This window comes from Pseudomonas sp. S2_H10 (assembly GCF_054668285.1).
This window is the reverse complement of the sequence record NZ_CP162754.1, coordinates 5824036-5841156: the sequence shown is the minus strand read 5'-3', so window position 1 is coordinate 5841156 and position 17121 is coordinate 5824036. Positions and strand designations below refer to the sequence as shown.

Annotated in this window: 18 protein-coding genes; 8 read left to right on the top strand and 10 right to left on the bottom strand. The window is 60.4% G+C overall.

Translation table 11 applies throughout. From position 1 onward, the window contains the following. Window positions 1-8: 8 nt before the first annotated feature. Window positions 9-449, bottom strand: a complete 441-nt coding sequence (locus tag AB4O16_RS26325; RefSeq protein ID WP_046038070.1) for a low molecular weight protein-tyrosine-phosphatase — start codon at window positions 447-449, stop codon at window positions 9-11. A gap of 291 nt (window positions 450-740) precedes the next feature. Here AB4O16_RS26325 and AB4O16_RS26320 point away from each other — a divergent pair, with 291 nt between their 5' ends. Further along, complete coding sequence (locus tag AB4O16_RS26320) at window positions 741-1706, top strand: glycosyl hydrolase family 5 (protein ID WP_460156182.1); 966 nt, start codon at window positions 741-743, stop codon at window positions 1704-1706. 201 nt (window positions 1707-1907) lie between these two features. Further along, on the top strand, window positions 1908-2834 hold the full coding sequence (gene tal / locus AB4O16_RS26315; RefSeq protein ID WP_150717082.1) for a transaldolase: 927 nt from the start codon (window positions 1908-1910) through the stop codon (window positions 2832-2834). 203 nt (window positions 2835-3037) lie between these two features. Here the strand turns inward: tal and rssC are convergent, their stop codons facing one another. From rssC to AB4O16_RS26300, 3 genes are all read right to left on the bottom strand, one after another. Then, the gene (gene rssC, locus AB4O16_RS26310) at window positions 3038-3520 is read right to left on the bottom strand and encodes an anti-sigma factor antagonist RssC (RefSeq protein WP_057715633.1); all 483 of its coding nucleotides are present in this window, start codon (window positions 3518-3520) and stop codon (window positions 3038-3040) included. Next, a complete protein-coding gene (rssB, locus tag AB4O16_RS26305; protein WP_150717083.1) occupies window positions 3520-4701 on the bottom strand; it encodes a two-component system response regulator RssB in 1182 nt (393 codons plus the stop codon). The genes rssC and rssB overlap by 1 nt, the downstream gene beginning before the upstream one ends. A gap of 392 nt (window positions 4702-5093) precedes the next feature. Further along, window positions 5094-5783, bottom strand: coding sequence for an MlaA family lipoprotein (locus tag AB4O16_RS26300; RefSeq protein ID WP_460156181.1), 690 nt, complete (start codon window positions 5781-5783; stop codon window positions 5094-5096). Window positions 5784-5982: 199 nt separating this feature from the next. On the opposite strand from AB4O16_RS26300, the gene AB4O16_RS26295 reads away from it, so the two are divergent. Continuing rightward, window positions 5983-6603, top strand: coding sequence for an HAD family phosphatase (locus AB4O16_RS26295; RefSeq protein ID WP_460156180.1), 621 nt, complete (start codon window positions 5983-5985; stop codon window positions 6601-6603). Window positions 6604-6715: 112 nt separating this feature from the next. Further along, the gene (locus tag AB4O16_RS26290; protein ID WP_160388852.1) at window positions 6716-6979 is read left to right on the top strand and encodes a DUF4404 family protein; all 264 of its coding nucleotides are present in this window, start codon (window positions 6716-6718) and stop codon (window positions 6977-6979) included. A 107-nt stretch (window positions 6980-7086) separates the two neighbouring features. Here the strand turns inward: AB4O16_RS26290 and queF are convergent, their stop codons facing one another. Beyond that, window positions 7087-7917 carry an NADPH-dependent 7-cyano-7-deazaguanine reductase QueF gene (gene queF, locus AB4O16_RS26285; protein WP_150717086.1) on the bottom strand — a complete coding sequence of 277 codons (831 nt, stop codon included), beginning with the start codon at window positions 7915-7917 and terminating at the stop codon, window positions 7087-7089. Window positions 7918-7978: 61 nt separating this feature from the next. After that, on the bottom strand, window positions 7979-8515 hold the full coding sequence (copI, locus tag AB4O16_RS26280; RefSeq protein ID WP_460156179.1) for a copper-resistant cuproprotein CopI: 537 nt from the start codon (window positions 8513-8515) through the stop codon (window positions 7979-7981). Window positions 8516-8670: 155 nt separating this feature from the next. On the opposite strand from copI, the gene AB4O16_RS26275 reads away from it, so the two are divergent. Beyond that, window positions 8671-9351 carry a heavy metal response regulator transcription factor gene (locus AB4O16_RS26275; RefSeq protein WP_008053332.1) on the top strand — a complete coding sequence of 227 codons (681 nt, stop codon included), beginning with the start codon at window positions 8671-8673 and terminating at the stop codon, window positions 9349-9351. Further along, window positions 9351-10700: a heavy metal sensor histidine kinase gene (locus tag AB4O16_RS26270; protein ID WP_460156178.1), complete on the top strand. Its 1350-nt coding sequence runs from the start codon at window positions 9351-9353 to the stop codon at window positions 10698-10700. The genes AB4O16_RS26275 and AB4O16_RS26270 overlap by 1 nt, the downstream gene beginning before the upstream one ends. 117 nt (window positions 10701-10817) lie before the next feature. Here the strand turns inward: AB4O16_RS26270 and AB4O16_RS26265 are convergent, their stop codons facing one another. The 3 genes from AB4O16_RS26265 to AB4O16_RS26255 all read right to left on the bottom strand — a co-directional run bounded on the left by AB4O16_RS26265 (window position 10818) and on the right by AB4O16_RS26255 (window position 14067). Next, window positions 10818-12062: a lipoprotein-releasing ABC transporter permease subunit gene (locus AB4O16_RS26265; RefSeq protein ID WP_460156177.1), complete on the bottom strand. Its 1245-nt coding sequence runs from the start codon at window positions 12060-12062 to the stop codon at window positions 10818-10820. Window positions 12063-12125: 63 nt separating this feature from the next. Further along, a complete protein-coding gene (gene lolD, locus AB4O16_RS26260) occupies window positions 12126-12809 on the bottom strand; it encodes a lipoprotein-releasing ABC transporter ATP-binding protein LolD (protein WP_460156176.1) in 684 nt (227 codons plus the stop codon). Between the two features lie 7 nt (window positions 12810-12816). Next, a complete protein-coding gene (locus AB4O16_RS26255) occupies window positions 12817-14067 on the bottom strand; it encodes a lipoprotein-releasing ABC transporter permease subunit (protein ID WP_160388848.1) in 1251 nt (416 codons plus the stop codon). A 94-nt stretch (window positions 14068-14161) separates the two neighbouring features. Here AB4O16_RS26255 and AB4O16_RS26250 point away from each other — a divergent pair, with 94 nt between their 5' ends. Both AB4O16_RS26250 and AB4O16_RS26245 read left to right on the top strand, forming a co-directional pair. Then, window positions 14162-14743, top strand: coding sequence for a PilZ domain-containing protein (locus AB4O16_RS26250; RefSeq protein ID WP_160388847.1), 582 nt, complete (start codon window positions 14162-14164; stop codon window positions 14741-14743). A 14-nt stretch (window positions 14744-14757) separates the two neighbouring features. Next, window positions 14758-15480: a glycerophosphodiester phosphodiesterase gene (locus AB4O16_RS26245; protein WP_110659754.1), complete on the top strand. Its 723-nt coding sequence runs from the start codon at window positions 14758-14760 to the stop codon at window positions 15478-15480. Between the two features lie 42 nt (window positions 15481-15522). On the opposite strand, the gene sthA is transcribed toward AB4O16_RS26245, so the two are convergent. After that, window positions 15523-16917 (bottom strand): Si-specific NAD(P)(+) transhydrogenase, encoded by a 1395-nt coding sequence (sthA, locus tag AB4O16_RS26240; RefSeq protein WP_053161582.1) that lies wholly within the window; start codon window positions 16915-16917, stop codon window positions 15523-15525. Between the last annotated feature and the right edge of the window lie 204 nt (window positions 16918-17121).

Below are 17121 nucleotides of genomic sequence, written 5' to 3'. Positions count from 1 at the left end.
AATGTTCATCAATGTCCGAGGCGCTGCGCCCATGAGCTAACAGCATCTTCAATCAATGCATGGGCATGAATAAAAGCGGCCTTTCCTTGACGATACGGATCCTGTATTTCTCGCTCGCTCTGCCACTTACCGAGCAGAAACACTTTGCCCCTGGCATGAGAGGCAATCTTCAGTACTTGTTTTACATGCTCTTTTTCCATGACCAGAATCAAGTCTGATTCATTGACGATGTCCGGTGTAATTTGCCGCGCTTTAAACCCCTGGGCGTTGTGCCCGTGGTCTTCCAGAACCTGGAGGGCCGACGGTTCCATGGCCTCGCCAACCCGCGCGGCAAGACCCGCCGAGGTCACCGTGATCGCTGAAGGGGCCAGCGCGTTACGCAGCAAAGTTTCTGCTGTCGGACTTCGGCAGATATTGCCCACGCAGACAACAAGGATCTTTCTGAACAAGGTTACTTTCCCGCGCAATATCAATATGCCAACATTTCGAGTGGGCTTTACTGAACCCAAAAGACCTTGCGGCACTGAGAAATAGATTCGCCCTGTTAATACAAGTGCATTAAGTACCACAGCCCCCAAAAGCCACCCAACCAGAATTACCGGACCAAAAATAACTGTGATTTTCCGGAACCAACTACCTGACAAAAAATAACATTCGCGCACTTGGCACCCTCGCGAGCATCCAAATGAAAGTAACGAATCAACCATTGGAAAATGTCATTACCCGCCAGGAGTGCAGGCATGAAATCAGCACGCTTCAAACGGCTCACCGCTTCAACCCTGTTAATGCTGGGTGCAGCCAGTCAGGTTGACGCCAGTGACTTGTTCCCCCTGCTTGCCGCCAACAAAACCATCGGTGTCCAGGTGAAGATCCAGACCTTCTCCCCCACCGACGCCGAGCAGATCAAGGCCGCGGGCTTCGGATTCGTGCGCTTTGGCGTATGGACCAACAGCCTGGGCGGCGCGGCGTATCAAAAGCAGATCAGCGATGCCTTCGCCGCAGCCAAGTCCGCCGATCTGCCGGTACTGATGACCGTACGCTCGACCAAGGCGCTGACCTCCGCCCCCGACAACACCAGCGAACTCGTTGCTGCCGGCGAATCGTTCGCCAGTTCGGTGAAAAGGTTGGAGCAGTCATACGGCGCGCAGCTCGTCGCCATTGAAATATGGAACGAACCGGACCTGGCGAAGTACTGGCCAACCCGAAATCTCGACACGACCTTTGTTCCGTTCATGAGTGCCCTGTGCAACTCGCTGCAGGACAAACCGCCATCGACGCCGCTGATCGGCTTTGGCTTCGCCCGCCCACCGAGTGCCGGCACGACGTCAGCATTGGCGTTGAAGAAAATCGTCAGTGAATACCCCCGATGCCTGAGTGCGATCTCTTATCACCCCTATGGCATGTCCGGCGCGCAGATCAGCAAGACCCAGGCGTTTATTCAGCAAAACTTCCATCTACCGGGGGTCATCAGTGAATGGGGTGTGCCTTCCCTCAGCTCCAACGGCGGGATCGAAGGGCAGGCCAGCAAAATCAGCACCTTCATCGCCGACGTCAAGAAGCTCGATATCCCGCTGACATCGATCTACGAGTGGAAAAACAGTGAAACGGGCAGCAACGACCGGGAAAGAAACTTCGGTTTCCTGACCTCCGACGGCCAAGCGAAACCGGCTAAAATGGCAGCCTCTACCGAGTTGAATCCGCGGTAGGACGTACATCCACGGGGTGCTGACGATCAGTTGCCTGGAACCTGTGCCGCGTTTCGGCATCGTATTCATCATTACCAGGCCCCGCCTTTCAAACAGCCGTTTTCAGGTTGTTGCCGCAGGGGCCGTCGATACACATACGCGCCCTTGAGTGGCTGTCAGCGCTCGGGTAATGTCATCAGACCCATAGGACAGAGCACGCCCATGACTTCCAAGCTGGAACAACTCAAACAAATGACTACCGTGGTTGCCGACACCGGCGACTTCGAAGCTATCGCTCGCGTCAAGCCGGTGGACGCTACCACCAACCCTTCCCTGCTGCTCAAGGCCGCGGCCATTCCTGCGTATGCCGAGCTGCTGAATGCCAGCGTCAATGACTGCAAGGGCGATGTGGGCCTGGCCAGCGACCGTTTTGGCGTGGCAGTGGGGCAGGAAATCCTCAAAGTGATCCCGGGCCGTATTTCCACTGAAGTGGATGCGCGCCTGTCGTTCGACACCGACGCGATGTTGAAGCGTGCGCATCGCCTGATCGAGCTGTACGACAAGGCCGGCATTGGCCGCGAGCGCGTGCTGATCAAGATCGCGTCCACCTGGGAAGGCATCCGTGCTGCCGAGATCCTGGAAAAAGAAGGCATCCAGACCAACCTGACCCTACTGTTCTCCTTCGCCCAGGCCGCCGCCTGCGCCGAGGCCGGGGTGTTCCTGATTTCGCCGTTCGTGGGCCGTATCTACGACTGGTACAAGAAAGCCAACGGCAACGACTACACCGGCGCGGATGATCCGGGCGTGCAGTCGGTGACGCGCATCTACAACTACTACAAGGCCAATGACTACAAGACCGTGGTCATGGGGGCGAGCTTCCGCAATCTGGGCCAGATCGAGCAACTGGCCGGCTGCGACCGCCTGACCATCAGCCCGGACCTGATCGACAAGCTGGCAGCGGATACCGGCAAGCTGGAGCGCAAACTGGCGCCGGGCCATGCCGGTGAAGCGCGCCTGAGCCTCAACGAGTCGCAGTTCCGCTGGTTGTCCAACGAAGATGCGATGGCGACCGAGAAACTGGCTGAAGGCATTCGCCAGTTCGCGCGGGATCAGGAGAAGCTTGAGGCGTTGTTGCAGGCCAAGCTGTGATCTGAGTGGGTGTAATGCAAAAAGGGCGAACCTTCACGGGTTCGCCCTTTTTGTATGTGTTTGGTGACTGTCAGGACGCCATCGCGAGCAAGCTCGCTCCCACAAGGGACTTGTGGGATGGCTGAAGTCGTGTGCTAAACAAGGGACCTGTGGGAGCGAGCTTGCTCGCGATGGGGCCAGCCCGGCCCACACCATTTCAAGGATCAATGCCGTTCGAGCGCATTCACCAGGTCATGGAAGGCTTCACGATTGGTGTCGTTCAGGCCCATGAGGATCTTGTGCGCTTCGAGCACTTTGATCCGCACCACTTCTTCCGACTGATCCTGGTCTGGCAGGTCGTCCAGGCATTCCGGGCATGGCACCGGTTTGTCGACGATGTTGAAGACCTGCTCGAAGCCCATGGACTGCAGCAGCCGCGTGATGTCTTCGTGGGTGGTGACGACCGTCGGCAGCAGGCCGACTTTCTGCCGCGACAGGATCGACAGTTTGGCCAGCAGGCCAAGCGTGGTGCTGTCGATGCTGCGGGTTTCGGTCAGATCGATCACGATCGAGTTGAAATTCAACGCGCTGAAGATCCGCTCAATAGTCGCATCCAACGCCGAACACAGGGTCAGGCGAACTTCACCGACGAACTTGAGGACGAAGGTGCCGTCCTGTTCGGCGAACTGGATTCTACCGGTACTCATCAAAGATTCCTGCTCAACACCAACAGGGCGATATCATCCGGCATCTCCCCTAGCGTGGCCAATCCAAAAACCTGCCGCAGCCCATCCAGGGTGCCGCCCGCAGCCTTGACCCGTTGGGGCAACGCCGCTTCTTTTTCTTTGAGTGTGGGTTCTGGCAAAAGATCCAGAATGCCATCAGACATCAGCGTCAGGCTGAACGTCGGTGGCAACTCCAGCACGTGGTCTTCGTAGGTGGCTTCGTTGAAAAGCCCCACCGGCAGACCACGCCCTTCCAGATAACTGACACTGTCTGGCGTGTACAACACTGGCAACGGCAGATGACCACCGATGCTATAGGTCAACAAACCTGTCTCCTCGTCGATGACTCCACCGACCATTGTGACGTGTTTACCCAGCTTACAACTGATCAGGCCCCGGTTGATATGACCAAGAACCTCTGAAGGCTTGAATTCCGGCAAGGTACCGCTGCGCTTGGACTCGAACAGCAGGCGCGTGGTCATGAACTTCAAAAGCACGGTGACGAAGGCTGAAGAGGCGCCATGCCCGGAAACGTCCGCCAGGTAGAAGGCTACCCGACGCTCGTCGACGCGAAAGTAGTCGACGAAATCACCCGACAGGTACAGCGACGGGATGATCTGGTGAGCAAATTTGAACTCGTCGATGGTCCACGGGCTGACCGGCAGCATGTTCATCTGCACCTGACGACCGGCGTTCTGGTCTTCCTGGAGCAGGTTCAGGCTGGCTTCGAGCTCGCGGTTGGCCTTCTCCAGCTTCTCGCGGTAGCGCTGGTTCTCCAGCAGCAGGCGCGCACGATCCAGGGCCCGGCGCACAGAGTGCTCGAGCACGGCCAGATCTTCGAGAGGCTTGATCAGGTAGTCCGCCGCGCCCAGGCGCAGGGCTTCGACCGCGTCGTTCATCACGCCCGCACCCGACACCACGATCACCGGCGTTTGCGGCGACAGCTCGGTGACCTGGCGGATGAGTTCGAGTCCGCCCATCTGCGGCATGCGCAGATCGCAGATGACCAAGTCGGGCTTGTCTTGCTCGAATACCTGAAGACCCTGCTGGCCATTGCTGGCCTGCAAGACGCTGAAACCACTGTCTTCCAAATAGGCGGCGAGGCTCGCGCGCACTACTTCGTCATCATCGATTATCAGCAGCGTGGCACTGGTTTTTGGCATGTGGGCAAACGGCGCCAGAATTAGGTTGGCGTAGCAGGCGGGGATTTAGACCCGGCACTCACTACTGGATTCGCTTTCTAGCCTCTCTGTCGCACCGCTTTCGGGCATTTGCCCTACACACGTGTTCACCAGAGGTGCCCTTCTAAGGCGCAGACGGTACTCCCATCCGCGGGGCGTTTCAAGCTCACGCCGATGGTCGCTTGACGACTTTGCTTGTCAAATCACCGAGAGTTATAAGAACGGTCAAAACCGAAACCCAATGGAAGGATCCAACCCATGAGTCAAACCGCTCGGGACTACAGCGAAAAGCGTGATTTTCATCGGGCATGCGGGTCTGCGCAGGCAAAAAAAGGCGGCCTTGAGGGCCGCCTTTTTCAGTTTACCGGTCGGAATCAGAAATCGTCTTCAACCTGGCCGTCTTTCACCTTGAACTCGCGGTTCTGCAAGTACGCATTGCGGATGAAGGTGTACCGGTCGCCGCTGATCAGCTTCTCGCTCGACAGCAGGCTGGCACGGGTATCGATGATGTCCAGGGCGTAGAACGAGTTACGCACGGGCACGTCGTCTACGTAGCGATAGGGGGCCGTGTAGCTGTCGACGTACTTGGACGGCGCATCGCGCAAGGTGCTTGGGCCCAGCAGCGGCAGCATCACGTAAGGGCCGCTGCCGACACCCCAGTAACCCAGCGTCTGGCCGAAGTCTTCGTCATTGCGCTGCAGGCCCATCTTGGTGCCGACATCGATCACGCCCAGCAAGCCGAAGGTGGTGTTGAAAATGAGGCGTGCGGTATCAACGCCTGCGGCGTGAGGCTTGGCCTGGAGGATATCGTTGGCCAGGTTGCGCACATCACCGATGTTCTGGAAGAAGTTGTGGACGCCGTCCTCGACGAACTGCGGCGCTATGTACTGGTAGCCCTGGGCCAGCGGCTTCAGTGCGTAGGTGTCGATCACGTCGTTGAACTTGTAGATCGGGCGGTTGACGCTTTCCCAAGGATCATCTTCCGAGGCTGCCTGGGCAACGAACGGAACCAGCATCACACCGGCGGTTACACAAATCCTGGCTAGATGGTTGCTCCAGCGCATAGAAAAACTCCTTGGTTTGTACCGGCTCGGGCGCCTGGCCCGGGCAATAAGTGGGCAAGTATAAGACGTAAATGCCGTTTAAGGCACTTTGCACGAAACCGGTGTCACAGCAATCGTGCCAACTGTGAGCGATTCACATCCATGTCACTCAACTGTCACCGTCGCCCGCTAGCCTCGGGACTATTTCAGGGACGTCCATATGCCGCTCGCCGAAGCCATGCCGCAAACCGCACCCAGCCTGACCGCCGTACTGTTCGGCCTGAGTGGCTGCCTGGTGGATTTCGGCGCACACACGCATCGGCACGGCAACCACTCGGCCGAGCACGCCGAAGCCACACCCGGCGCACTGGACAGCCTGCGCAGCTTGCAGCGCCAGCAAATCCCCTGCGCTTGGCTCGATGAACTGCCCCCTGCCCTCAGCCAATCCCTGGCCGCCGCGCTGCCGGACTGGATCAAACCTTCGCAACATCCGGCAACAAACAATCCATGGCCGGCCCCGAATGCCTGCTGGCAAGCCTTGATGAGCCTGAACGTCTCGCGACTCGACGGCTGTGTACTGGTGAGCGGCGAACCCCGCCTGCTGCAAGCCGGGCTCAATGCCGGGTTGTGGACCATCGGCCTGGCGTCCTGCGGCTCGCTCTGCGGTTTGACGCCCCAGGAATGGCTGGCGATGCCCCCACAGGAACGCGACAGCAAACGCGCCAGGGCGACGATGCAACTGTTCGGCCTGGGCGTGCATTCGGTGATCGATCACCTCGGTGAACTCGACACCTGCCTGGCCGATATCAGCTTGCGTCGGCTCAAGGGCGAAAAGCCCTGACCGAGATCATGCACGTTGCGCGCGAGTGGATTAATCTAAAGGTCAGGCATCGACCTTTGGCTTGTCGCCATGGTCTATGCCAGTGCCTATCGATTAAAGAAGGAAGAACGCCATGCCTGCCCGCGAACTGCAAGAACAGCTCAATGCCCTGCGCGAGCAATTGGAACAGAATCCTCCGCTGTCCGAAAACGAACGCGCCGACCTGCACGAGCTCATGCAACAGATTGAATTGAAGCTTGAGCTGGAAACCAAAACCCAGGACTCCAGCCTTGCCGACGGCGTCAACCTGGCCGTGGAACGCTTCGAACTCGAACATCCGACCCTTGCCGGCACCCTGCGCAACATTGGGCAGGCCTTGGCCAACATGGGGATCTGAACCCACCAATGCCTCTGTAGGAGCGAGCTCGCTCGCGATGGAGTGTCAGCGACCTTGGCGTCGACTGACACACCATCGCGAGCAAGCTCGCTCCTACAGTTTTGATGTTACTGGCGGACCAGCCGATGATTCGGCAACTGCACCTCTTCCGTGCTGCGGTACGGGTTGATATCCAGCCCGCCGCGCCGCACATAACGCGCATACACGGTCAGTTTCTCCGGCTTGAGCAACCGCTGCAGGTCGAGGAAGATCCGCTCCACACACTGCTCATGGAAGTCCGAATGCTGGCGAAAGCTGACGATGTACTCCAGCAGACTGGCGTGATCCAGCGCCGCGCCACGGTATTCCACCGCCACGCTGCCCCAGTCCGGCTGGCTGGTGACCGGGCAGTTGGACTTGAGCAAATGGCTGTGCACGCTCTCCTCGACAATGCGCGAATCATCGCAACGCAGCAGTTCCGGGCGTGGATGCTCGTAATTGCTGACGCTGATATCCAGTTCATCGATGCACACGCCCGGCAAGGCCACGACGCCTTCACTCTCGACATCCTTGAGACTGCGAATGCGCACGCCCACCGGCTTGCCGGCAGCCGCCGACAAGTCCTTGGCCAGCGTCGCCTCAAGGCTCGCGGTGTCGGCAAACGGCGTCTGATTCAGGGAGTTGAGGTAGAGCTTGAACGACTTCGACTCGATGATGTTCGGTGAATCCGCCGGGATGCTGAATTCGCCGATCGCCACTACGGGCTTGCCCGACGGCAACAGCCAGGACAGCTCGAAGCAGTTCCAGAAGTCCACGCCTTTGTACGGCAGGGTTTGCGCCGTCAGACCCAGTTCCGCCCACTTCGCGGTGCGCGGGATCGGGAACAGCAGGGACGGCGTGTAAGTGGCGATGTATTCGCTGGACTTGCCCAGCGGCGAGTGTTCGGCTGCGGGATGCATGGCGGAAACCTGACTGAAGAATCAGCGGATTCTATCAGCCTTTGCTCCCGCCTTTGAGTGCTTACTGACTGACAGTCAGTTTGCCGACCATGCCCGCCTGGTAATGGCCGGGGATATTGCAGGCCAACTCCAGGTTGGTGGCCTTGTTGAAGGTCCACGTCAGCTCGGTGGTCTTGCCCGGCTCCACCAGTACGCTGTTGGGGTCGTCATGCTGCATGCCGTGGTCCATTTTGCCGTGATCCATGCCGGCCATGTCGCCGTGGTCCATGGCCTTCATGCCGGTCGGCGTCAGCATGCCGCTCTGCTGCATCTGCAACATTTCCTGCTGGTGTCTGGCGTGCATCGCCGCATCGCCGAGGTTGAACTCATGCAACAACTGGCCTTTATTGACCAGCACGAAGCGCACGGTTTCCCCGGCCTTGATGTCGATGGCCTTGGGCGTGAAGGACATGTCGCCCATGACCACCTCGACACTGCGGGTCGCCTTGGCCGCCGGGGCCGGCTGACCGAAATCGTAGCCATGCCCGGCGTCCGCCCACACCGGCGAACTCAGCGCCAGCAAGCAGAGGATCTGCGCCACGGATTTGCGTAAAAACATCATCATACTCCAACAAGATAAGGCTCAGCATGGGCAAAACTCTAAACTGCCGCCACTGCCTGCAACCTGACAGGCAGATTACAACTTTGTCAGGTTGCCCTGTATGAATGCTGCCCACGGTATAAAGCGTTCGTTCCATTTGCCAAGAGTCGCCCATGAAACTGCTGATTGTCGAAGACCAACCGAAAACCGGCCATTACCTGCGCCAGGGCCTGGCCGAGGCCGGGTTCAATACGGAACTGGTGGCCGATGGCACTACCGGCCAGCAATTGGCCCTCAGTGGTGAATATGCCTTGCTGATCCTCGACGTGATGCTGCCCGGTCGTGATGGCTGGCAGATTCTGCAGGCGGTGCGCAGCGCCGGCCTGGACACACCGGTACTTTTTCTGACAGCGCGTGACGCTGTGGAGGACAGGGTTCACGGCCTCGAACTGGGCGCCGATGACTATCTGGTCAAGCCGTTTGCCTTCTCCGAACTGCTGGCCCGGGTTCGCAGCCTGTTGCGTCGCGGCAGCGCCACGCCCCAGGAAACCAGCCTGCAACTGGCCGATTTGCGCCTCGACCTGATCCGGCGCCGGGTCGAACGCAGCGGCCAGCGCATCGACCTGACCGCCAAGGAGTTCGCCCTGCTGGAAATGCTCCTGCGTCGCCAGGGCGAAGTCCTGCCCAAGTCGCTGATTGCGTCCCAGGTCTGGGACATGAATTTCGACAGCGACACCAATGTCATCGAGGTGGCGATCCGTCGCCTGCGCCTGAAGATCGACGACGAATTCCCCAACAAGCTGATCCACACCGTGCGCGGCATGGGCTATGTCCTTGAAGAGCGCCCCGCCTGATGCGCCGACTGACCTTGAGCAGCCGCCTGGCGCTGTTGTTTGCGGCGTGCACCGCCGTGGTGTCGTTGTTCGCCGGGGTGTTGTTCAGCCGCGCCAGTGAGGCGCACTTCGTCGAACTCGACCAGCAACTGCTGGACGGCAAGCTGATTGGCTTGCGCCGGGCCCTGCACGACCTTCAGTCGAGTGACAGCGAGGTGAAACTCGCCGAGGAGTTGAGCCGGCAGGCCGACCTGTCCCTGCGCATCACCGGCAGCGACGGCCAGCGCTGGTATGACAGCTCGACCCACATTCCCCAGACATTGCCGAGCCAGCCCGGATTGTCGACGGTGAGTCATGAAGGCACGGACTACCGCGTGCTCAATGCGCCGCTCTTCGCGGATAAACCCGAATCGCCGCAACTGACCCTGCTATTGGACATCACCCACCACCAGCACTTCCTGCAGCGCATGCAGCATTTGATCTGGCTGACTGTCGGCCTGTCAGCCCTGGCCACCGCACTGCTGGGCGCCTGGGCGGCACGCAGCGGCTTGCGCCCGTTGCGGCGGATCAGTGCGGTGGCCAGCGGTGTTTCCGCGCAATCGCTCAACTCGCGCCTGCCTGAAGAGAACATGCCACCGGAACTGGCGGAAATGGCCCACAACTTCAACGCCATGCTCGGACGCCTCGACGACTCGTTTCAGCGCCTGTCCGCGTTCTCTGCCGACATTGCCCATGAACTGCGCACGCCACTGTCGAACCTGCTGACCCACACCCAGGTCACCCTCACCCGCCCGCGGCCCATCGAAGATTATCGCGAGGCATTGCACAGCAATCTCGAAGAGCTGCAATGGATGGCGCAGCTGGTCAACGACATGCTTTACCTGGCCAAGGCTGACCATGGCTTGCTGATGCCCAAACGCGAAGCGCTGGAACTGGCGGAAGAAGCGGATCTGCTGTTGGAGTTCTTTGCGCCGCTGGCGGAAGACGCGCGGGTGACACTCGCCAGGGAGGGTCATGGGTGTCTGGAGGGCGACCGCAGCATGTTGCGGCGAGCATTGTCCAACCTGCTGGATAACGCGCTGCGTTTCACCCCCGCCGACGGCGAGGTCCGGGTCAACATTGTCGAGCAAGCGCATGGCCTGAGATTGAGCGTCGAAAACACCGGGAGCGGGATAGACGCACAGTTACTGCCGAAGCTGTTTGACCGCTTCTACCGCGCAGACCCGGCACGCCGCGAAGGCAGCAGCGAACATGCGGGACTGGGATTGGCGATTACCCAGTCGATCATCCGTGCCCATGGCGGGCAGATTCGTTGTGAATCGGAGAATGGGTGGACCAGGTTTGTGATCGAGTTGCCAAGGGGGGATTGAGGCCAGTAGTTCCGGCCTCATCGCGGGCAAGCCCGCTCCCACAGGGTCTGGGGGTGTTCATAAATAAATGATTCAACCCGGTCTACTGTGGGAGCGGGCTTGCCCGCGATGGCGATATCAGGAATAGCGCAACGCATGAGCCGGCTCGATCTTCGCCGCCCGCCATGCCGGGTACACAGTCGCCAGGAAGCTCAGGATAAACCCGGCAGAGCAGATCAACGCCACATCCGCGCCTTGCAGCTCAGACGGCAGGTTGCTGACGAAGTACACGTCGGAACTGAAGATGTGCTGCCCGCTGACCCGCTCGATCCAGCCCACGATCTGGCTGACGTTCAGCGCGGCTATCACGCCCAACACACCGCCGATCAAGGTGCCGACGATGCCGATCACGGTGCCCTGCACCATGAAGATCGCCATGATCTGCCGTGGCGTGGCGCCGATGGTGCGCAGGATCGCGATGTCCGCGCCCTTGTCGTTCACCACCATGATCAGGGTCGCAATGATGTTGAACGCCGCCACCGCGACGATCATCAGCAACAGCAGGCCGATCATGGTTTTTTCCATCTTCATCGCACTGAACAGGCTGCCCTGGGTGTGGGTCCAGTCATCAGCCGTGTAGGCGGCGCCCAGCCCCGTGGCGATGTCGCTCGACACTTGCGGCGCGGCATACAGGTCCTTCACCGCCAGGCGCACGCTCTGCACCTGATTCGGCTCCCAGTGCTGCATCTGCGCGGCATCGGCCATGTGGATCAGCGCCATGGTGCCGTCCAGTTCGGCACCGACCTTGAACACGCCGACCACGTTCAGCCGTTGCATGCGCGGGGTGATGCCGCCCGGCGCAGTGCTGACTTCCGGCACGATCAGGGTGATCTTGTCGCCGACGTTCAAGCGGAAGCGGCGCGCCGTGATCTCACCGATCACCACGCCGAATTCGCCCGGCTTCAGGGCCTCGAGACTGCCCTGGACGATGTGCTTGGCGACGATCGACACCTGGCCTTCCAGCGCCGGGTCGACACCGCTGACCTGGATGGGCTGCATCGTGCCCTTGTAGGACAGCATGCCTTCCATCTCGGTGAACGGCACCGCCGCCGTCACTTCCGGGTTTTTCATCGCGGCCGCGGCCACGGGCTTCCAGTCGTCAATCGGGTTGACGCCGACGATGGTGGCGTGCGGCACCATGCCGAGGATGCGCGAGCTCATTTCGCGCTGGAAGCCGTTCATCACCGACAACACCACGATCATCGCCAGCACGCCCAGGGCGAGGCCGATCATCGAGGTCATCGAGATGAAGGAGACAAAGCGATTGCGGCGCTTGGCGCGGGTATAGCGCGTGCCGATAAAGATCGATAACGGTCTGAACATTCGCTGGTGCACCGTATAAAAATAAAAGACCCGACGCCTTTACGGGCATCGGGTTTCAGCCAATCAGATGGACGTGAGGCAACCTTCCTGCAAATGCAGGACACGATCCATCTGACGAGCCAGGTTCATGTCGTGGGTCACCACCAGGAACGCCGTGCGCATCGAGGTGCTGAGCTCCAGCATCAAGTCTTGAATGCCTTGGGCGGTGTGGGAGTCGAGGTTGCCGGTCGGCTCGTCGAGCATCACCAGGCCCGGATTGTTCACCAGGGCGCGGGCGATGGCCACGCGCTGACGCTCGCCACCGGACAGTTCGGCCGGCTTGTGCTCCAGGCGATGGCCCAGCCCGACCCGCTCCAGCAACGCCGTGGCACGCTGGCGCGCTTCAGGGATCGCGGTCTTGCCGATCAGCAGCGGCATGCAGACGTTTTCCAGGGCGGTGAATTCTGGCAGCAGGTGGTGGAACTGGTACACGAAGCCGAGGGCGCGATTGCGCAGCAGGCCGCGCTTTTTCTCGCTCAGCGCCGACAGCTCTTCGCCGGCGAGCCAGACGCTGCCCGTGGTCGGCGTATCGAGGCCGCCCAGCAGATTGAGCAAGGTACTTTTGCCCGAGCCCGACTTGCCGACGATCGCCACACGCTCACCCGGGTGCAACTCCAGTTGCAGGCCGGCCAACACTTCCACCGATTCCGGGCCTTCCTCGTAGGATTTGCCCAGGCTGCGGCAGCTCAAGATTGCTTTATCACTCATGCCCGACTCACTCATAACGTAGCGCCTCCGCCGGCTGGGTGCGCGCGGCACGCCAGGCTGGATACAGGGTGGCGAGGAAACTCAGGACCAACGCCGCGGAGCAGACCATGACCACGTCCTGGCTCTGCACCTGCGACGGCAGGTAATCGATGAAGTACACGTCGGCGTTGAGGAATTTATGACCGATCAGGCCTTCGAGGGCCGAGATCGCGGCACTGACATTCAGCGCGGCGAAGATCCCGACCACAGCACCGATCGCGGTGCCGACCACACCAATGACGGTGCCTTGCACCATGAACGTGCGCATGATCGTACCCGGCGTGGCGCCCAGGGTGCGCAGGATCGCGATGTCGCCCTTCTTGTCGTTCACCACCATCACCAGTGTTGAAATGATGTTGAACGCCGCGACAGCAACGATCAGCAGCAGCAACAGGCCGATCATGGCTTTTTCCATGCGGATCGCCTGGTACAGGTTGCCGTGGGTACGGGTCCAGTCGCGGGCGTAGAAACGGTCTTCGCCCAGGTCACGGGCGATGCTCCACGCGGTGCGCGGCGCCTGGAACAGGTCGTCGAACTTCAGGCGCAGGCCCTGCACCTGATCCGGTTTCCAGCGGTGCAGCCGGGCCAGGTCCTGCAGGTTGGTGACGCCCAGGTAGCCATCGAGCTCACCGGCGCCGACATGGAAGATGCCGACCACGGTAAAGCGCTTCATGCGCGGGAACATCCCGGCCGGGGTCACGGTGACTTCCGGCGCCACGAACGTCAGCTTGTCGCCGATGGCCGCGCCGAGCTTGGCCGCGGCCTTGTCGCCGATGACGATGCCGAACTCGCCCGGCACCAGGTCGTCGAGTTTGCCCTGGGTCATGAAGTGATCGATGATCGAGACCTGGCGCTCCAGCGCCGGGTCGATGGCATTGAGCAGGACTTTCGAGACCTTGCCGTTGTTGGTCAGCAGCCCCTGCATTTGGGTAAACGGCGCCACGGCCGTCACCTGCGGGTTCTGCTTGACCTTGGCGGCCAGGCTTTGCCAGTCGCTGATCGCCTCGCCGGACTCGATGGTCGCGTGGGGCACCATGCCCAGCACGCGGGTGCGCATCTCATGATCGAAGCCGTTCATCACCGACAGCACCACGATCATCACGACCACGCCAAGGGCGAGCCCGATCATCGAAGTCAGGGAAATGAATGACACAAAATGATTGCGACGCTTTGCACGGGTGTAACGCGTGCCGATAAATACGAAGAGAGGTCTGAACATGTCGGGGCTTGTTCGGAGGGAAAAGGAACGTCCTTGTGGCGGGGGTCGATAACCAGCTTTACACTCAGACCACCGCCGCTACCATGGGTTCGCCATGTCGACATTAGATGAAGAAGATCGCCGCGAATACTACCGTATCGAGGATACGATCGCACTGGAAATTCGGCCCCTGTCTGCTGCTGAAGCCACAGGCCAGGAAGTGTTGCAGGATGCTTCCCCACTCTTCAACTTGCTCAGCGAACTGCACCTGAGCGAATTCGAGTCGCAACACCTGTTGCGCCAGATCAGCGAACGCGACCGCACGACCGCTGCATTCCTCAAATCCCAGAACAAGCGCATCGATTTGCTGAGCCAGGTCGTCGCTCTGACGGTGCTCGGGCAGATCGGCGAACCGCAGCCGGTGATCATCTCCGAAGGCGGCATCGACTTTCAGCATCCAACGCCCATTGCCGCCGGCGCACACCTGTCGGTCAAGCTGGTGCTGATGCCGCAAGCCCTGGGCCTGTTGCTGCGCGCTCGCGTCACCCATTGCGACCGCAAGGGCGATGGCTATGACGTCGGCACCGAGTTCGAACACCTGAGCGACGCCCAGCGCCAACTGTTGGCCCGCCACATCTTGCAAAAGCAGGCCCAGGAACGACGCCAGGCCCGCGAACAACTCGAATCAGGCAATTAAATTAAGGAAGAACCGTGACCCTCATCTACGGCCATCGCGGCGCCAAGGGCGAAGCACCGGAAAACACCCTGACCAGCTTTCAGGAATGTCTCAAGCACGGCGTGCGTCGCTGCGAACTGGACCTGCACCTGTCCAGTGACGGCGAGTTGATGGTCATCCACGACCCGACCCTCAAACGCACCACTGACCGTCGCGGTAAGGTCGTCGAACACACGGCGGCCGAGCTTGTGACCTATGACGCACGCAAGGGCGGCCCCGGCTGGATCAAGCCATGCCCGATCCCGACGCTGGAAGAACTGTTCGAGAAATGCGACTTCGATCACTGGCAACTGGAAGTCAAGAGCGCATCACGGATGCGTGCAGCGACCACCGTGCTGGCGATTCGCGAAATGGCCCAGCGTCATGGCCTGATGGACAAGGTGACCATCACCTCGAGTTCCCGTGAAGTGCTCAAGGCGGCGCTGGAGCTGGTGCCGGACGTATCCCGCGGACTGGTGGCCGAGTACGCCTGGCTCGACCCGCTGAAGGTCGCGGCCAGTTACGGCTGCGAGATTCTGGCGCTGAACTGGACCCTGTGCACGCCGGAACGCCTGCAAAAAGCGCAGCGTCAGGGGCTGCATGTGTCGGTGTGGACCGTCAACGAGCCTGCGCTGATGCGCAGACTCGCCGACTTCGGCGTTGACAGCCTGATTACAGACTTTCCCGGTTTGGCCACTGCCACGCTCGAGAATTGCTGAAATCGGTCTCCCCGGCCGGCTCAGGCCACCGGCCGGAGCCGCTCAAAAAAGCCGGTTGAGGCCGTCGTATGCAGCTACCCGATAGGCTTCGGCCATGGTCGGGTAGTTGAACGTGGTGTTGACGAAGTACTTCAGCGTGTTCAGTTCGCCCGGTTGGTTCATGATCGCCTGGCCGATGTGCACGATCTCCGACGCCTGATAACCGAAGCAGTGAACGCCCAGCACTTCCAGGGTTTCACGGTGGAACAGGATCTTCAGCATGCCTTGCGGCTCGCCGGCGATCTGCGCGCGCGCCATGCTCTTGAAGAACGCCTTGCCGACTTCGTACGGCACCTTGGCCTGGGTCAGCTCCTGCTCGTTCTTGCCGATCGAGCTGATCTCCGGAATGGTGTAGATGCCGGTCGGCACGTCATTGACGAAACGCCAGCTGCCATTATCGACGATGCTGCCAGCGGCCGAACGGCCCTGGTCGTGGGCGGCACTGGCCAGGCTCGGCCAGCCGATCACGTCGCCGGCGCCATAAATGTTCTGGATGCCGGTGCGATAGTTTTCGTCGACTTCGATCTGGCCACGGCCATTGACCTTCACGCCGATGTTTTCCAGACCCAGTTGATCGGTGTTGCCGGTACGACCGTTGCACCAGAGCAAGGCGTCGGCCTTGATCTTCTTGCCGGACTTGAGGTGCAGGATCACGCCGTTGTCCACACCTTCGACGCGGTCGTAGTCTTCGTTGTGGCGGACCGTGATGTTGTTGTTGCTGAAGTGATAGCTCAGGGCCTGGGAGATTTCCGAGTCAAGGAAACTCAGCAACTGGCCACGGTTGTCCACCAATTCAACCAATACACCCAGGCCGCTGAAGATCGAGGCGTATTCGCAACCGATCACGCCGGCGCCGTAAACGATGAGTTTGCGCGGGGTGTGGCCGAGGCTGAGGATGGTGTCGCTATCGTAGATGCGCGGGTGGTGGAAATCGATGTCCGCCGGGCGATAAGGGCGCGAGCCGGTGGCGATGATGATGTGCTTGGCCACCAGTTTCTCGACCACGCCGTTGGCGCAGACCACTTCGATGGTCTGCTCGTCGGCGAAGCTGCCGGTGCCGAAGAACACGTCGACGCGGTTACGGGCGTAGTAGCCGGTGCGCGATGCGACTTGCTTGGAGATGACTTTCTCGGCGCTTTTCAACACGTCCGGGAACGAGAACCAGCGCGGCTCACCAATGGCCCGGAACATCGGGTTGGTGTTGAACTGCATGATCTGCCGCACCGAGTGACGCAGTGCCTTGGACGGGATGGTGCCCAAGTGAGTGCAGTTGCCGCCGACCTGGCGACGGCTATCGACCATCGCCACCTTGCGCCCTGCCTTGGCGGCGTTCATTGCCGCGCCTTCCCCTGCCGGGCCGGAACCCAACACCACCACGTCGTAGTTGTAGACAGCCATGCGTACTCCTCAGAACAGGCCGCGGCACCCTCGGCACCTGCGGCTAAATCACGCCAATGCGTGGCATGAAGGAACAATTTGGGGCCAGTGCAGAACCCGGACACAGTCTATAGAAGCGTCAACGCCGCGCACATTAACCCTTGGTCGCGTCGTAGGCTACTTTTGCCTGCGCTACAACGCCAGTTTTCAATGCTCAAATCGCCG

What these genes read in the sequence shown, in the direction of transcription:
- AB4O16_RS26295 (WP_460156180.1), top strand. Translation starts at nt 5,983, where the DNA reads ATGCCGCTCGCCGAAGCCATGCCGCAAACCGCACCCAGCCTGACCGCC.
- AB4O16_RS26290 (WP_160388852.1), top strand. Translation starts at nt 6,716, where the DNA reads ATGCCTGCCCGCGAACTGCAAGAACAGCTCAATGCCCTGCGCGAGCAA.
- AB4O16_RS26265 (WP_460156177.1), bottom strand. Translation starts at nt 12,062, where the DNA reads ATGTTCAGACCGTTATCGATCTTTATCGGCACGCGCTATACCCGCGCC.
- copI (WP_460156179.1), bottom strand. Translation starts at nt 8,515, where the DNA reads ATGTTTTTACGCAAATCCGTGGCGCAGATCCTCTGCTTGCTGGCGCTG.
- sthA (WP_053161582.1), bottom strand. Translation starts at nt 16,917, where the DNA reads ATGGCTGTCTACAACTACGACGTGGTGGTGTTGGGTTCCGGCCCGGCA.
- lolD (WP_460156176.1), bottom strand. Translation starts at nt 12,809, where the DNA reads ATGAGTGATAAAGCAATCTTGAGCTGCCGCAGCCTGGGCAAATCCTAC.
- AB4O16_RS26300 (WP_460156181.1), bottom strand. Translation starts at nt 5,783, where the DNA reads ATGCGCTGGAGCAACCATCTAGCCAGGATTTGTGTAACCGCCGGTGTG.
- AB4O16_RS26255 (WP_160388848.1), bottom strand. Translation starts at nt 14,067, where the DNA reads ATGTTCAGACCTCTCTTCGTATTTATCGGCACGCGTTACACCCGTGCA.
- rssB (WP_150717083.1), bottom strand. Translation starts at nt 4,701, where the DNA reads ATGCCAAAAACCAGTGCCACGCTGCTGATAATCGATGATGACGAAGTA.
- queF (WP_150717086.1), bottom strand. Translation starts at nt 7,917, where the DNA reads ATGCATCCCGCAGCCGAACACTCGCCGCTGGGCAAGTCCAGCGAATAC.
- tal (WP_150717082.1), top strand. Translation starts at nt 1,908, where the DNA reads ATGACTTCCAAGCTGGAACAACTCAAACAAATGACTACCGTGGTTGCC.
- rssC (WP_057715633.1), bottom strand. Translation starts at nt 3,520, where the DNA reads ATGAGTACCGGTAGAATCCAGTTCGCCGAACAGGACGGCACCTTCGTC.
- AB4O16_RS26270 (WP_460156178.1), top strand. Translation starts at nt 9,351, where the DNA reads ATGCGCCGACTGACCTTGAGCAGCCGCCTGGCGCTGTTGTTTGCGGCG.
- AB4O16_RS26250 (WP_160388847.1), top strand. Translation starts at nt 14,162, where the DNA reads ATGTCGACATTAGATGAAGAAGATCGCCGCGAATACTACCGTATCGAG.
- AB4O16_RS26320 (WP_460156182.1), top strand. Translation starts at nt 741, where the DNA reads ATGAAATCAGCACGCTTCAAACGGCTCACCGCTTCAACCCTGTTAATG.
- AB4O16_RS26275 (WP_008053332.1), top strand. Translation starts at nt 8,671, where the DNA reads ATGAAACTGCTGATTGTCGAAGACCAACCGAAAACCGGCCATTACCTG.